The following is a 14,212-nucleotide window of genomic DNA, read 5'->3' on the forward strand; positions in this document are numbered from 1 at the left end:
CTGAGAGCCATCGAGCGTTTCGGCACCTCAATAGACATATCTCGACACGTTTCCGGGCGCGGCCAGCAGTGCGACCGTCGCCACGAAAACGTGCCGAGTTGAAGAAGATTTCCGGCTCAGCGGCGTCCGGTGAGGACCTCGGCGGCAGCCTGTCCACACGCGCGGGTGCCGCCGTGGGTGACCACATAGACCGCGCCCACCGGGTCCGGCTCGGGCATGCCCAACTCCACCACGACCGCGTCCGGGCGGGCCGCCAGCAACTCGGCCCGGACCTGCCGCGCCCACGGGTGCTGACGCGCGTCGCGACCGACCACGACCAGCGGCCGCCCGGCCGCCGCCGCCAGCGCGTCGGCCTGCCACTGCGGCGGCGCCCCGGGACCGACCCGCTCGCCGGTAGTGCCCACGACCAGCGAGCCCAGCGGCTCGGCCACACCCCAGGGCATGCTCTGGTCGACCGCGATGCCGGTCGGGGTGTCCAGCTCGATCACGTGCGCCGGACCGGGCAGCGGCAGCCCCGAACCGGTCACCCGGACCGCGCGCCGCGCCGCCGCCAAGCCGACCTCGGGCGTACGCCCGATGCCCACCGCCGCCTGTCGCTGCCACGTCGCCAGCTCTCGCACCCGCGCCGCCGCGTCGGCCAGCCGCTCCTCGGCCAGCGCACCCTCCCGCACCGCGGTGACGATCGAGTTGCGCAGCAGCCCGACGATGCCCTCGTTCTTGTACTCGCCGCCCACGCAGATCGCGTCGGCGCCCGCGGCCAGCGCCCGCACCGCCGCCCCGCCCACGCCCCACTGCCGGGCCACCGCGGCCATCTCGATGCCGTCGGTGACGACCAGTCCGTCGAAGCCGAGCCGTTCGCGCAGCAGCCCCGTCAGCAGCACCGGGCTGAGCGTGGCCGGCAACTCCTCGTCGTACGCCGTGACCAGCAGGTGTCCGGTCATCACCGCGCGCACGCCGGCCGCGATCGCGGCGGCGAACGGCGGCAGGGCCGTCTCGGCCAGCTCCTCCCGGGTGGCGTGCACCCGGGCCGCGTCGAAGTGCGAGTCCTCGACCGTGTCGCCGTGGCCGGGGAAGTGCTTGGCACACGCGGCGACCCCGGCCGACTGCAGGCCGCGCACCCAGGCTGCACTGTGTCGGGCCACCAGCACCGGGTTCGCGCCGAAGGACCGTACGCCGATGACGACGTTCTCCGGCCGCGAGTTGACGTCGACGGTCGGGGCGTAGTTCAGGGTGATGCCCACGGCGGCCAGGTCCGCGCCGATGTCGCGGGCCACGGCTTCGGTCAGCGCCGGATCGTCCACGGCCCCCAGCGCCAGGTTGCCGGGGCGGTCGCTGCCGGTGCGCGCGTCCAGGCGGGTGACGTCACCCGCTTCCTCGTCGACCGCGATGACCACGTCGGGATTCTCGGCGCGCAGCTGCGCGGTCAGCTCGGCGACCTGGTCCCGGTCGGCGATGTTGCGCGAGTACAGCGCGATGCCGCCCAGGCCGCGGCCGAGCCTGCGGCGCACCCAGTCCGGCGCCGAGGTGCCGACGAAGCCGGGCTGTAGCACGGTGTCGGCCAGCAGGGCGAGGTCGGTCTCGAGCTGCGTCATCGCGGATGCCTCCTTTTCGCTCACTGCGCGCAGGTTTGCTGAGCGATCCCGCGCGATCGGAGCGAGCGGGAGTCAACTGTGCGCACGGTTGCGCGGGAGCGTACCGGTCGACGACGTCATTCGGCTGTCCGGTCCCGACGCCCGCGCCGCCTTGGATCCGCCGCCCCGCGTTGACCGATCCGCCGCACCACCTTAAGTTTGTAAATACGATAAACTTAAATTAGTCGCCCCGGGGATCCCAGCAGCCCCTCCACGGCCGCAGCCGGTCCCCCGGCGACCGACTGGAGGAGTCATGCGGAAACGGACCTCAGCCATCGCGGCCGTGCTGACGGCAACGATGGCCGCCCTGGGGACCGCCGTCGCCACCGAACTGCCCTCGTTCGCGGCGACCGGATGCACCGTCACCTACAGCGTCACCAACCAGTGGCCCGGCGGCTTCGGGGCCGACGTCACCGTCAAGAACCTCGGCGACCCCCTCAACGGGTGGAACCTGGTCTGGTCCTACTCGGCGGGACAGCAGGTGGGCCAGCACTGGAACGCCACCATCACGCAGAGCGGATCGCAGGTGACGGCCACCAACGTCGGCTACAACGGCTCGGTGGCGACCAACGGCACCGTCAACTTCGGCTTCAACGGCTCCTGGACCGGCAGCAACCCGGCCCCGACCAGCTTCCGGCTCAACGGCGTCGCCTGCACCGGCGGCGTGACGGGCTCGCCCAGCCCGACGCGTACGGCCGGTCCGTCGCCGTCGCCCTCCCGGTCGACCACGCCCAGCCCCTCGCCCAGCAGCGGCACCCCGGGCGTGCCCGCGGACGCGGTCTGGGTCGCCTCCGGGCAGTGGGACACCTGGGTCAACAGCGGGTACACCGTCTACAACAACATCTGGGGCTCCGGCGCGGGCAGCCAGACGATCTGGGCACGCACGCCCACCAACTGGGGCGTCATCGCCAACCACCCGACGACCTCAGGCGTGAAGTCCTACCCGCACACGGTCAAGGGCTCGCTCAACCGCACCGTCAGCTCGCTCGGCACCTTCACCAGTTCGTTCAATGTGAGCGTCCCGGGCAGCGGCAACTACTCCACCACCTACGACATCTGGGCCAACAACTGGGCCTACGAGGTCATGCTGTGGATGAACTACAACGGCGCGGTCGGCCCGATCGCCGAGCAGTACGACTCCAACGGCGCCGTCCCGGCGTTCCGCAACGTCAGCCTCGGCGGGCACACCTGGAACATCTACCGGGGCAACAACGGGGCCAACGCGGTGTTCTCGTTCCTGCGTACCAGCAACACCAACTCGGGTACGGTCGACCTCCGCGCGATCATGAACTGGCTGCGCACCCAGAACTGGTGGGGTGACGTGACCGTCGGCGAGGCCCAGTTCGGCTTCGAGATCAGCGGCACGAACGGCTCGGCCGCCTTCACCGACAACAGCTTCTCCATCGCCTGGAGCTGACCTCACGGCGAGAGCCTGGCCCGCTGCGGCCAGGCTCTCGCCATCGGTGGTGCTTGTCGCCGCGCCGTCGGTATCAGCCGCCGCAGCGGGAGTCCGGGCGGGCGAGGCCATGAGAGATCCGCATCGACCTCGACGCGTAGCCACCCGCCGGACGTCGGCAGTCGGCACACTTCCGATACATCGGACATCACGCGACGGTATGGTCGGAGAGCGCGGCATGAGCACGCCCGTGCATGTCGGTGCGACCGGAAGGTGCCTCATCGTGGACGTGAGCGACCTGCTCGTCGACGCGTTCGACCGGCTCCCCGAGATGATCGGTGAGGCCGTCGACGGCCTGACCGCCGATCAGCTGTGCTGGCAGCCCGCCCCGGGCGCCAACCCGATCGGCTGGCTCGTCTGGCACCTCACCCGCGTCCAGGACCACCACCTGTCCGAACTGCTCGACCAGGACCAGCTCTGGGTCACGGGCACCTGGGCGCACCGGTTCGGACTGCGCCCGGACCCGCACGACACCGGCTACGGCCACACGGCCGCACAGGTGGCCGCCGTACGCCCCGACGGCCCGCGGGTGCTCGCCGACTACTACGACGCGGTCGCCGCCCGCACCCGCGACCTCCTGCGCACCCTGACCCCGACCGACCTCGACCGCGTCGTCGACGAGCGCTGGGACCCGCCGGTGACCCTGGGCGTCCGGCTGGTCAGCGTCGCCAACGACGACGTCGCGCACGCCGCCCAGGCCGCCTACGTCCGCGGCCTCCTGCCGTAGCGCCTCGCGCCACGGGCGCGGCCGGATGACGGCAGAGGCGGGGTCAGGCAGCCGGCACCGAAAAGCCGGGCCCTCTATCCGAGGACCCGGCTTGTGAACCGCACGATCGTAAGTAGCGGGGACAGGATTTGAACCTGCGACCTCTGGGTTATGAGCCCAGCGAGCTACCGAGCTGCTCCACCCCGCGTCGGTTTACTCAGCCTACGCTACCGGCAGCCGCGAGGTCGAATCGGTTACCGCAGCCACCGCAACCGCCGGTCACTCGGGTCGGTGGCGGGCGAAGAGGATCGCGCCCTGGGCACCGCTGTCGACGTCGAGCAGGAACTGGGCCTGCACGGCGAACCCGGCCTCGCGCAGCCAGGTCGCGACCCGGTCGGGTTGGCGGCGGTGGACGTACACGTTCATCGGGTGGCCGCCGTAGCCCTCGGTCTTGAGCCGCGACGTGTCGCCCACGTGAAGCCCAGCAGCAGCGGACCACCGGGCCGCAAGACCCGGTGGAACTGCGCGAACACGCCGGGCACCGCCTCGTCGGGCACGTGGATCAGCGACCAGCACGCGAGCAGCCCGGCCACCGACGCGTCCGCCAGGTCGAGCTCGGTCATCGAGCCCACCTCGAACCGAAGGCCCGGGTGGTCGCGCCGGGCGATCTCGATCATCGCCGGGGACAGGTCGATGCCGACGGTGTCGACGCCAAGCCCATGCAGGTGGGCGGTCACGTGCCCAGGGCCGCAGCCCACGTCGGCCACCGGGCCGCCACCAGCGGTGTGCACGAGTTCGGCGAACAGCGCCAGTGCCGACCGCAGGTAGGGCGCCTGCGCCAGCGCGGTGTGGACGAAGTCGGCGTAGCTCTGCGCGACCGTGTCGTACGAGGTCCGGGTATCCGCCAGCCAGCCGTCCATGGTCGGCAAGGCTAGCGTGCGACGCTGACCGCGCTCGCAGCCGGCTCAGGGTCACTCTCTCGGGTTTTTCAGGGGATCGTCCCCGATGTCCGGTTGCCCCTGCTACTGCGAGCCTCGACGGCATGACCTCCATGCCACGCCGTACGCTCCTGTCGCTGGCCGCCGTCGGTGGTGCCGCCCTGGCCACCGGAGTCGCCGCCCCCGCCCGCGCCGCCCAGGCCGGTGACGACTGGTACGCGCCGATGCGCGACGCCATCGCCGGGCTGCCCGAACCCACCGCCACCGCCGCCCAGGTCCGCGTCGCCCGCCCCGGCCAGGTCTGGGACGGCCGCGCCGGGGTCGCCGACACCACCACCGGAGCCCCGGTGCCACCCGGCGCCCGCTTCCGGATCGGCAGCGTCACCAAGACGTTCACCGCCACGGTCGTGCTGCAGCTGGCGGCCGAGCGGCGGCTTCACCTCGACGCGCCCCTGAGCCGCTACCTGCCCGGCTTCCTGCCGTACGCCTATGCGCACGTCACGGTCCGCCACCTGCTGGACCACCGCACCGGTCTGCCCAGCCCGACCTGGCCCGACGACATCGAGTGGCAGCTCGCGCACCGGTTCGACCACCACACCCCCGAGCAGCTCGTGCGCCTGGCCCTGCGCAACGAGTGCGAGTTCGAGCCGGGGACCCGCCAGCACTACACGAACATGGGCTACATCGTGGCGGCGGTGCTGATCCACCGCGTCACCGGCCGGTCGTACGCCGCCGAGATCGAGCACCGCATCCTGCGCCCGCTGGGGCTGCGCGACACCTCGCTACCCGGCGACGACCCGTCGATCCACGGCCCGCACGCCCGCGGCTACCAGGTCCTGCCCGACGGCACCCTGTTCGACGTCACCCGGTGGAACCAGTCCGCCACCCCCGCCTCCGGCGACATGATCTCCTCGGTACGCGACCTCGACACCTTCATGATGGCCCTGTTCGGGGGCCGACTGCTGCCCGCTGCCCAGCAGCAGGAGCTGTTCACGGTCCCGGCCGTGCCCGACCTGGCGACCGGCGCCCCGGCGACCTACAGCGCCGGGCTGACCAAGCTGGTGACGTTCCCGAACGGCCAGGTCATCTGGGGCAAGTCCGGCGCACGGTACGGCTACAGCGCCGCGATCGCGGGCACCGCCGATGCCGCCTCGCGCGTCGTCTACTCGGTGAACTCCACCGACGCGAAGTCGCAGACGCAGACCCCGGTGATCGAACGCATCACGCTGACGGCCCTTACGCTGCTCTGACCGCCCCGCCGTCGCGCCGGTCCACTGCGCTTCGGCGAGGTGCAACCTGGCGCGGCAGCGCCCCGTGTTCTGTAGGTGACAGTGTCAGACTTCGAGGCGTTCTACCGGGGCACCGCCCCACGGCTGATGCGCTTCGCCTACGGCCTCACCGGTGGCCTCGCCGAGGCGCAGGACTTCACCCAGGAGGCGTACGCCCGCGCCTGGCAGCGCTGGCCCACCCTGCAGCGCTACGACAACCCGGAGGCGTGGCTGCGGCTGGTGGTGACCCGGCTGGCCACGGACTGGTGGCGGCGGCTGCGCGTACGAAGAGCGGCGCAGCCGCCCGAACCCGACGTCGTGCCGCCACCCGACGAGGAGCTGATGAGCCTCGTCGCGGCGCTGCGGACACTGCCCGTCGACCAGCGCAAAGCCCTGGCGCTGCACTACCTGCTGGACCAGTCGGTGGCCGACATCGCCGCCGAGATGTCGGTATCGGTCAACACGGTGAAGTCCTGGCTCGCCCGCGGTCGAGCCAGCCTGGCCGCAGCCCTGGGAGATCACAGCCATGTCAACTGATCTCGACCGCCTCTACGCCAAGCTCGCCGCCCAGGCCGACGCCCTGACGCCGCCCGCCCTGGACCAGGTGCGCCGCCGTGCCCGGCAGCGCCGCCGCGGCAACGTGCTCACCGTGGTGACCGCCTGCGTCGCCGTCATCGGCGTGCTCGCCGGCCTGCGGCTGCTGCTGGCCCCGCCACCGCCGGTCGAACCGCTGCGACCGCTGCCGCCCGCACCAGCCACCTTCACTCCGTTCGACGCGTCAGCCACACCGGTGCTGCGGTATCCGTCGCCGGTGCGGTTCGCTATGGCATCCACTGTCGACGACCGGTCGTATGCGATGTGGATGGCCGAGGACGGCACCGAATGGGTCGGCGGGATCGACCTGAAGACCAGCCGCGCGCTCTGGCCGCCCCTGTCGCTGGGCAAGTTCGGCGACACCAACGGCATGGTCGTGTCGCAGTCGGCGATCCTGCTGCTCACCGAGCAGGGTTTCGACAATCCGCTGGTCAAGGACGGTAGCGACACCGTCATCGCGGTCGACCCGGACACCGGCAGGCTCGCCTGGACGCTGCCGTACAGCTTCAACGACTGCGACTGGGCCCTCTTCGCCGACACGATCGTCATCGGCTGCCAGGACAGGCACACGGTCGAGGCCCTCGACCTGCGCACCGGCCAGACCCGCTGGTCCAGCGGTATCGGCGCCGTGCAGGGTGGCATCAACCCGGTCCGGCAGCTCAGCGAGTACTACCTGCTGCACGGCTTGTCCGCGTCGCCCACCCGCAGCGGCCAGGTGGTGCTGCACCTCACCGACGGGAAGGTGCAGATTCGGGACGCCGCCACCGGCACCGTCGTCAAGGAGCTGTCGATGCCGGTGCTGGGCACCGACACGCGACGGCAGGAGTTCGCGGTCGACGGCTTCCTCTACCAGTTCGCCCGGCCCGCCTACAGCAGGGTGCCGCTGGACGGCTCGGCCAGCCCCGTCGAGGGCACGCTCGGCAGCGGCAAGTCGCAGGTGCAGCCATGCGGTGCGGCCGGCCGCTTCTGCACGGTGGACAACCAGAGCGGCGAACGGGCGACCGTGACCATGTTGGACGCGGTCACCGGGCAGACCGCCTGGCAGGTGGAAATCGCCACCCAGGCCAACGACGTGATCGCGTCTCCCGCCGGGCTGCTGCTGGTCGGGCAGAAGACGACGGTGCTCGGCCTGGACGGCAGCACCCTGGCCGAGATCGACGGCCAGGCGATGTGGCTGGAGTCGGGCAACCTGCTCGTCTTCGAGTCCGAGGCCATGTTCGGCTTCCAGTTGGCCACACAGGAGACGATCAAGCTGGCGGACTTCCCCTCCGCCACCCGGTTCTGCTCGTGGAACAGCACGATGCTGACCTGCCCCACCATGATCGGCATCGGCGTGTATCGCTACGCGCGCTGAACGAGTGGCCGGGTCGTCCGTCCAACGGGCGACCCGGCCACTCCCGTCACACCCGGCACAGCACCGCGAAGGTGAGCCGCGTGCCCGGGTCGCCGGTCGCGTCCGGCCACTGCGCGCCGTAGACCACGCCTGGGGGTTGCACCTGCCAGCCCGCGAGCAGACCCAGCACCTCCTCCCGGGTACGCAGCACCGCCTGGCCGTTGGTCCGCCGGTAGCCCGTCTCGATCTCCTCGACGGGGTTCGTGTCCTCCCGGGCGCCGTGCGACAAGGCCAGACAACTGCCCTCGGCGAGCCGTTTGCGCAACGACGTGAGCAGGCCCGCGGGGTCGTCCTCGTCGCCGACGAAGTTCAGCACGGCCAGCATCAGCACCCCCACGGGCTGGGAGAGGTCGAGTCCGCAGCGGTCGAGGATGTCGTTCAGCTCCCGCACGTCGCCGAGCAGGCACGTCGCGTCGTCCACCTCGGCCAGTAGCGCCTGGCTGCGGTCCACCACGTAGTGGTCGTAGTCGACGTAGACCACGCGCGAGCCGGGCGGTGCGATCTCGTGCACGTTGCGCTGGGTCGGCAGGCCGCTGCCGACGTCGAGGAACTGACGGATGCCCGCCGCCGCGAGCTGGGTGACCACCCGCTCCAGGAACCGGCGGTTCTCCCGCACGGCCACCCGCACCTGCGGCACGGCCGCGAGCACCTGCTCGGCGGCCGCCCGGTCGACCGGGGTCGCCTCGGTGCCGCCGAGGTAGTAGTCGTACATCCTGGCCACGTTCGGGGTGTCCATGGACATCGATGTTAGGACATCGGCGGCGACAGAAAAGGCCAAGGACGCCCGTCGAATCTGACGGACGTCCTTGGATTGGTAGCGGGGACAGGATTTGAACCTGCGACCTCTGGGTTATGAGCCCAGCGAGCTACCGAGCTGCTCCACCCCGCGTCGGCTCCGTAAGACTACGTCATCGAGGTCGACAACGTCCAATCGGATTCCCGTGTCCCGACAAATCAAGGTATGGCCGCAGCTTCGCCGTACCGCTGGAGTTCACGCACCGGTCACGGAAGTATGGCCCTATGCCCGAGCCGCCCCCGCAGCTGCCCGGCCTGATCGTCCCCGGACGGCCCGGTCGCGGCGCGGCGACTCTCGGCGACACCGTGCACATCGCGCTGGTCTTTCCCATGCGCGGCCCGGCCGGGATCTTCGGCCCGACCTGCGAGTTCTGCGCCCAACTGGCCGTCGAGGAGGTCAACCGGGCCGGTGGCGTGCTTGGCCGTGAATTGTCGCTGGTGCCCGTCGACGGTGGCGCCCCGCCCGAGCAGGTCGCCCGGGAGGTCGAGTCACTGGTGTCGCTGGGCGCGGTGCACGGCGTGACCGGCTGGCACATCTCCTCGGTCCGCCAGGCCCTGGCCCCGCGCATCGCCCACCGCGTCCCCTACGTCTACACGGCGCTGTACGAGGGCGGCGAGCGCACCGAGGGCGTCTTCCTGACCAGCGAGACCCCGGCCGAGCAGCTGCTGCCCGCGATGCGGCTGCTGGCCCGGGAGAGGAGGGTGCGTCGCTGGTTCGTGGTCGGCAACGACTACGTGTGGCCCCGGCGCACCGCCGTGGCCGCGCACCGCTACGCCGCCCAGACCGCGACCTCGGTGTGCGGGCAGGCGTTCCTGCCGCTGGGCGTGCACGACTTCGGGCCGGTGCTGCGGCGGATCGAGCACAGCGGCGCCGACGCGGTGCTGATGCTGCTCGTCGGCAACGACGCGGTCCGGTTCAACCGGGCCTTCGCCGCGGCCGGACTGGACCAGCGGTGCCTGCGGCTGAGCACGCTGATGGACGAGAACATGCTGATGGCCAGCGGCGCGGGCGCCACCCGGGGCCTGTTCAGCGCGGCCGGGTTCTTCTCCGGCCTGGTCACCCCGGAGAACCTCGACTTCCACGGGCAGTACGCCCGACGTTTCGGCATCGAGGCGCCGCAGCTGGGCAGCCTCGGCGAGTCCTGCTACGAGGGCGTGCTGCTGCTGGCCGCGCTGATCAACCGGGCGCGGACGCTGGACGTGCGGGCGATCGGCGCCGGTGCGGACACGGTCCGCTACGACGGCCCGCGCGGCGAGATCACCATGAGCCGCCGCCACGCCCGCCAGCGCATCTACCTCGCCGAGGCCGACCGGCTGGAGTTCAACGTGCTGACCCAGCTGTGACGGTCACTCGACCGGCGCGCTGGCGATCAGGTGGAACAGGCGCGCGGTGAGCAGATACGGCATCCGGTTGGTGAGCGCGAGCTCCAGGCGCTCCAGCTCGGCGAAGAACGAGGCGTCGTACTTGCGATCGTCGTCGGGAATGAAGTCGCAGACCGAGCGGATGCCGTAGTGACCGAGCACGCCGGAGCCCAGACGCCGCAGCGCGGCCGACACCTCGTCGGCGGTACGCGGGTAGACGGGGGTGTTGAAGGTCTGGGTGTAGCGCTCGGTGGCGTCGAGGGACTCGTACGCGGCGGTGAGGTCCATGTCGCGGATGGCGATGCGCAGCGGCTCGGAGTGGGCGTTGGCCGCGATGATGCTGGCCAGGCCACCGGGGCGCAGCGGGGCGAGCACGCCGGCCAGGGTGGACTCCACGTCGGACACGTACGGCAGCAGGTTGTGGCACAGCACGAGGTCGTAGGAGGCGGCCTCGACGACGTCGACGAGCTTGGCCACATCGGATTCGATGACGGTGACCCGGTTGCCGACGCCGGTCGCTTCAGCCAGTGACCGGGCCGAGGCGAGCATCTGCGGCGCGTAGTCGACCAGGGTGACCTGATGCCCGGCGGCGGCGTAGCGCACCGCCTCCACCCCGTTGCCGCCCGCCACGTCCAGGATGCGCAGCTTGCGGCCGTCCAGGTGGCGCGCGATGTTGTGCTCGGCCAGGGTGTAGCGCAGGCGACCCCACGGTGCGTCCTGCCACTGCCGCCAGGCGGTCACCTTGTCGTCGAACACGTCGCGGGTCACGTCACTCATGCCTGCGACCGTAACCCGACAGACGCCGGAGGGCACGCCAGAACTCGCATTAAGCAGTCAGCCGATCGTGGCGAGTCGGGGTTGTCCGGTCGCCTCCGTCATGCGCGTGCGGCCTGGCACACCGCGCCCACGCCGTCCTAGGAATCTGGGCCGGTGGCTCCGCCTGGGCCGACCTGCGAGTGTCGGGCCCGACCGCGGACGGAGTCGGGCCCGACGTCACTCGTGCGAGCTGCGCTCGGCTCAGTGGTTGATCTGGAACCAGGGCTGGGTCCAACCCAGGTACGGCTTACCCCACTTGCTCTTGATCTCGGCGATCGTGGTCTCGGTGAACGTGCCGTTGCCGTGGATGTCGTTCGACAGGAACTTGCCGTTGCCGATCGAGATCATGACGTGGCCGGCGCCGCCGGAGAAGAAGGCGAGACCACCGGCGGGCACGCTGGTGTCGCCCGCGTGCTTGTACGCCGACGGCACGGCCAGCCAGTGGTTGTAGGCGGTGGTGGAGCCGCTGGCCGACCACCCGTACGCCAGGCCCATGATGTGGTCGCAGCGGTTGTAGTAGTCGGCGACGTAGCTGGTCGTCTTGTGGTTGATCGCCCAGGTGACCGCCTGCGAGCAGCTGCGGGGGTTGCCGTAGCTGCCACTGCAGCTGGCGCCGCTGCCGCACAGCGGCGCGACGAGATCGTCGGAGCCGGTGTAGACGTAGGTGTCGGTGACGTACCCGGTCGAGATCTTGTCCCAGATGTTGCTGGTGCCGTACTTGCCGGTGACGGTGTCGCCGTAGGTCTGGCAGGTGATGGTGATGCTCGCGCCGTCGGCGACCGAGCCCACGATGGTCGAGTCGGTGTGCGGGCCGGAGCGGACGTTGATCGAGACACCGCTGTCGGTGTGCACCGTCCCGGTCGCGGCGAGCGCCGTGCCGGCCATCAGCCCGATCGCGGCGGTGACGGCCACACCGACCACGCCGGCCCGCGCCAGGCCGCGCTTGAGCCCTGAACGCACGTCGATCATGAGATCCCCCTTCTGTCGCCCCGGTGGTTCGGGGCTGCGCACAGATTCCTCGGTGGACCTCCAGATCGGCTCCAGCACGGCTACACCCGTCCGTGCTCAGGCGGCGTCAAGTGCCTGCCGCAGCTCGGCCTTGGTCGCCGGGCGCCCGTTCTCGTCCTCGAACGGTCCGTACGGCGTGCCGTAGGCGGGCGTGCCCGGCTGGTGCCTGCGCCCGCCCTCGGCCAGCGTGCCGCCGTCCACACCGTCGTAGCCGATAGCCTCCAGGAACGCCAGCACGGCCAGCTTGGCCTCCGGGTCGTCACCGGACACCACCAGCGCGCTGCGGTCGATCGCGTCGACCGGCCGGGCCAGCGACGCCAGGTGCTTGTAGTAGATGTTGTTGAACACCTTCACCACCCGTGCGGCGGCCAGGTGCCGCTGCAGCAGCTCGCTGCTGGTGGTGCTGCCGTCGTCGAGCACGTCGATCTGCCCGTCACGCTCGGGGTAGTAGTTGTTGGTGTCCATCACGACCTTGTTCGCCAGCGGCGCGGCCGGGATGCTCGCGTACGCGTGCAGCGGCACGCTGACCATCACCAGGTCGCCCGCGCGCGCCGCCTCCTCGACGGTGCCCGCCCTCGCCCTGGGTCCCAGCTCGGCGGCGATGTCGGTCAGCGTCTCGGGGCCGCGCGAGTTGCTGAGCACCACGTCGTAGCCCGCCGCCACGGCCAGCCTGGCCACGGTGCCGCCGATGTTGCCACTGCCGATGAACCCGATGGTGGTCATGCTCCGCCTCTCGCCCGCGCCGGGCCGCCCCGGTCGCCGTCATGGTCAACGCGGGGCGGCGGCGCAGGTCACTGGGCCGGTGCGAGCTGGTGCATGGCACAGCCCAGCAGCACCGACGGGTCGGTGTAGATGCCGAGCACGGCCACATTGCGGGCCACCGGGGCCGCCCGCAGCGCGGTGCCGCCATACCCGGCCGGGGCGGCGGGCATGGAGAACACCCCGAGATTCAGCGTGTACGGCGTGAGCGTGCCGTCGGGGGCGGGCACCAACTGCGGCTGCGGGTGCACCCGCCGCTGCAGCACCCAGCCGCCTGCCAGCGCCTCGTCGACCCGGGCCGCCCACTCGTCCGGCGGGGTCTCCCAGCCGGGCAGCACCCCGCTACCGCCGTGCCGGAACGCCGGTTTGAGGGTCAGCTCCGCGCGCTGCTCGATCGCGTGTTCGCGCAGGTCGGCCACCATACCGGTGTCGAGTTCGACCTCGCCTGGACGGCAGCGGCGGGTCCACGGCACGAACCGCCGCAGCCGTTCGCGCAGCTCGGGTTCGAACAGCCCGGCGTGCTGGGACAGCAGCGCGAGCGCGGCCTTGGAGCTGTACACCTGGCAGCCCAGCGGGGTGAACATGCGCACCTCGCCCCGCTCGACCGCGGCCAGCAGCGGCTCGACCAGCTCGCGCCCGGCGGGGGTGGCCGCGTGCTGGAGCAGGAAGCACCGGTAGATCACGTCCACCGCGCGGCCGTCGGCCCACACCCGCCCGTCGCGGTAGGTCAGCTGCCCGAGATGGAGCGGGACGGTGTCCACCCCGTAATGACGGCGGTGCAGGTCGGCACAGCGGCGCAGCGGCTCCTCGTTCTCGGGGAAGTCCTCGGGCCAGAAGACCATCGCCACGGTCGGGGTGCTGTCGGGCGGCAGGCCGACCTCCAGCCGCAGGCTGGCCAGGCACTGCCCCACCATGTCCGGGAAGCCCAGGCCGTGCTCGGCGGCGAACGAGGCGAGCACCGGATGCTCCAGCAGCGCCTCGTTGAGCAGCCCGGCCTCGACCAGGCCGACGGTGGAGCCGATGTTGTACTCCAGCAGCTTCGGGCCGGTCTCGTCGGCGTAGATGTCGGCGCGGCCGTAGCGGGTGACCGGGCGGCCGGACTGGGTCCGTACCACCAGCTCGGTCTCGGCCTCGCTCAGGCCCACCGCGCGCGCGAACGCGGCCAGGTCCCCGCCGAACAGCAGATCCGGCAGCCGGACCAGGGCCTCGTGCACGGCGGCCAGGTCCCCCACCAGGCGGGTGTGCTCGCCGTGGTCGAAGAACAGCGGCCGGGCCAGGCACCGGTGCCGGTAGAACGACTCGATCACCGGCGGCACCCGGGTCGGCGGCAGCAGTTCGGCGGCGGTGAAGCCGCCGCTGCGGATGCGATGCAGGTACAGCTCGGTGAGTGATGGACCGAACGCCATTGTTCTGTTCCCCTCCCTGGACAGAACCCAAGCCTATGGCTCCGGCGGGCAGCGGTGACAGCACTCTAGAAACAGCATGG

General features: G+C 71.2%; 12 protein-coding genes, 2 tRNA genes and 1 pseudogene. 6 read left to right on the forward strand and 9 right to left on the reverse strand.

All coding sequences use genetic code 11. The features are described from left to right. Positions 1-116 precede the first annotated feature (116 nt). Positions 117-1,592 carry a glycoside hydrolase family 3 protein gene (locus KUA19_RS39390; RefSeq protein ID WP_217404646.1) on the reverse strand — a complete coding sequence of 492 codons (1,476 nt, stop codon included), beginning with the start codon at positions 1,590-1,592 and terminating at the stop codon, positions 117-119. Positions 1,593-1,884: 292 nt separating this feature from the next. On the opposite strand from KUA19_RS39390, the gene KUA19_RS44845 reads away from it, so the two are divergent. Further along, positions 1,885-3,048, forward strand: coding sequence for a glycoside hydrolase family 12 protein (locus tag KUA19_RS44845; RefSeq protein ID WP_217404648.1), 1,164 nt, complete (start codon positions 1,885-1,887; stop codon positions 3,046-3,048). Between the two features lie 262 nt (positions 3,049-3,310). Then, positions 3,311-3,814, forward strand: coding sequence for a mycothiol transferase (locus tag KUA19_RS39400; RefSeq protein ID WP_217404650.1), 504 nt, complete (start codon positions 3,311-3,313; stop codon positions 3,812-3,814). Between the two features lie 113 nt (positions 3,815-3,927). On the opposite strand, the gene KUA19_RS39405 is transcribed toward KUA19_RS39400, so the two are convergent. Beyond that, positions 3,928-4,001: transfer RNA gene (locus tag KUA19_RS39405), tRNA-Met, on the reverse strand. Positions 4,002-4,072: 71 nt separating this feature from the next. After that, a pseudogene (locus tag KUA19_RS39410) lies at positions 4,073-4,713 on the reverse strand (class I SAM-dependent DNA methyltransferase). 122 nt (positions 4,714-4,835) lie between these two features. Between KUA19_RS39410 and KUA19_RS39415 the strand changes: the two are divergent. The 3 genes from KUA19_RS39415 (at position 4,836) to KUA19_RS39425 (ending at position 7,947) form a co-directional block, all read left to right on the forward strand. Next, entirely contained in the window at positions 4,836-5,981 is a 1,146-nt protein-coding gene (locus KUA19_RS39415; protein ID WP_217404652.1) for a serine hydrolase domain-containing protein, read from the forward strand. 75 nt (positions 5,982-6,056) lie between these two features. Then, complete coding sequence (locus KUA19_RS39420; protein WP_217404653.1) at positions 6,057-6,536, forward strand: SigE family RNA polymerase sigma factor; 480 nt, start codon at positions 6,057-6,059, stop codon at positions 6,534-6,536. Continuing rightward, positions 6,526-7,947, forward strand: a complete 1,422-nt coding sequence (locus tag KUA19_RS39425) for an outer membrane protein assembly factor BamB family protein (RefSeq protein WP_217404655.1) — start codon at positions 6,526-6,528, stop codon at positions 7,945-7,947. The genes KUA19_RS39420 and KUA19_RS39425 overlap by 11 nt, the downstream gene beginning before the upstream one ends. Positions 7,948-7,993: 46 nt before the next feature. Here the strand turns inward: KUA19_RS39425 and KUA19_RS39430 are convergent, their stop codons facing one another. Both KUA19_RS39430 and KUA19_RS39435 read right to left on the reverse strand, forming a co-directional pair. Beyond that, on the reverse strand, positions 7,994-8,722 hold the full coding sequence (locus KUA19_RS39430) for an SAM-dependent methyltransferase (RefSeq protein WP_217404657.1): 729 nt from the start codon (positions 8,720-8,722) through the stop codon (positions 7,994-7,996). A 76-nt stretch (positions 8,723-8,798) separates the two neighbouring features. Further along, positions 8,799-8,875: transfer RNA gene (locus KUA19_RS39435), tRNA-Met, on the reverse strand. Positions 8,876-9,006: 131 nt separating this feature from the next. On the opposite strand from KUA19_RS39435, the gene KUA19_RS39440 reads away from it, so the two are divergent. Further along, positions 9,007-10,125 (forward strand): substrate-binding domain-containing protein, encoded by a 1,119-nt coding sequence (locus tag KUA19_RS39440; RefSeq protein ID WP_217404658.1) that lies wholly within the window; start codon positions 9,007-9,009, stop codon positions 10,123-10,125. A 3-nt stretch (positions 10,126-10,128) separates the two neighbouring features. On the opposite strand, the gene KUA19_RS39445 is transcribed toward KUA19_RS39440, so the two are convergent. The 4 genes from KUA19_RS39445 to KUA19_RS39460 form a co-directional block, all read right to left on the reverse strand. Continuing rightward, positions 10,129-10,920 (reverse strand): methyltransferase domain-containing protein, encoded by a 792-nt coding sequence (locus KUA19_RS39445; protein ID WP_217404661.1) that lies wholly within the window; start codon positions 10,918-10,920, stop codon positions 10,129-10,131. 240 nt (positions 10,921-11,160) lie between these two features. Next, a complete protein-coding gene (locus KUA19_RS39450) occupies positions 11,161-11,928 on the reverse strand; it encodes a hypothetical protein (protein WP_217404663.1) in 768 nt (255 codons plus the stop codon). A gap of 96 nt (positions 11,929-12,024) precedes the next feature. Beyond that, a complete protein-coding gene (locus tag KUA19_RS39455) occupies positions 12,025-12,690 on the reverse strand; it encodes an NADPH-dependent F420 reductase (protein ID WP_217404664.1) in 666 nt (221 codons plus the stop codon). Positions 12,691-12,758: 68 nt separating this feature from the next. Then, positions 12,759-14,132 (reverse strand): glutathionylspermidine synthase family protein, encoded by a 1,374-nt coding sequence (locus tag KUA19_RS39460; protein WP_217404666.1) that lies wholly within the window; start codon positions 14,130-14,132, stop codon positions 12,759-12,761. Positions 14,133-14,212 lie beyond the last annotated feature (80 nt).

This window comes from Catellatospora tritici (assembly GCF_019083965.1).
In the GTDB taxonomy this organism is placed as follows: Bacteria; Actinomycetota; Actinomycetes; order Mycobacteriales; family Micromonosporaceae; genus Catellatospora; species Catellatospora tritici.

What these genes read in the sequence shown, in the direction of transcription:
- KUA19_RS39390 (WP_217404646.1), bottom strand. Translation starts at nt 1,592, where the DNA reads ATGACGCAGCTCGAGACCGACCTCGCCCTGCTGGCCGACACCGTGCTA.
- KUA19_RS44845 (WP_217404648.1), top strand. Translation starts at nt 1,885, where the DNA reads ATGCGGAAACGGACCTCAGCCATCGCGGCCGTGCTGACGGCAACGATG.
- KUA19_RS39415 (WP_217404652.1), top strand. Translation starts at nt 4,836, where the DNA reads ATGACCTCCATGCCACGCCGTACGCTCCTGTCGCTGGCCGCCGTCGGT.
- KUA19_RS39425 (WP_217404655.1), top strand. Translation starts at nt 6,526, where the DNA reads ATGTCAACTGATCTCGACCGCCTCTACGCCAAGCTCGCCGCCCAGGCC.
- KUA19_RS39430 (WP_217404657.1), bottom strand. Translation starts at nt 8,722, where the DNA reads ATGGACACCCCGAACGTGGCCAGGATGTACGACTACTACCTCGGCGGC.
- KUA19_RS39440 (WP_217404658.1), top strand. Translation starts at nt 9,007, where the DNA reads ATGCCCGAGCCGCCCCCGCAGCTGCCCGGCCTGATCGTCCCCGGACGG.
- KUA19_RS39445 (WP_217404661.1), bottom strand. Translation starts at nt 10,920, where the DNA reads ATGAGTGACGTGACCCGCGACGTGTTCGACGACAAGGTGACCGCCTGG.
- KUA19_RS39450 (WP_217404663.1), bottom strand. Translation starts at nt 11,928, where the DNA reads ATGATCGACGTGCGTTCAGGGCTCAAGCGCGGCCTGGCGCGGGCCGGC.
- KUA19_RS39455 (WP_217404664.1), bottom strand. Translation starts at nt 12,690, where the DNA reads ATGACCACCATCGGGTTCATCGGCAGTGGCAACATCGGCGGCACCGTG.
- KUA19_RS39460 (WP_217404666.1), bottom strand. Translation starts at nt 14,132, where the DNA reads ATGGCGTTCGGTCCATCACTCACCGAGCTGTACCTGCATCGCATCCGC.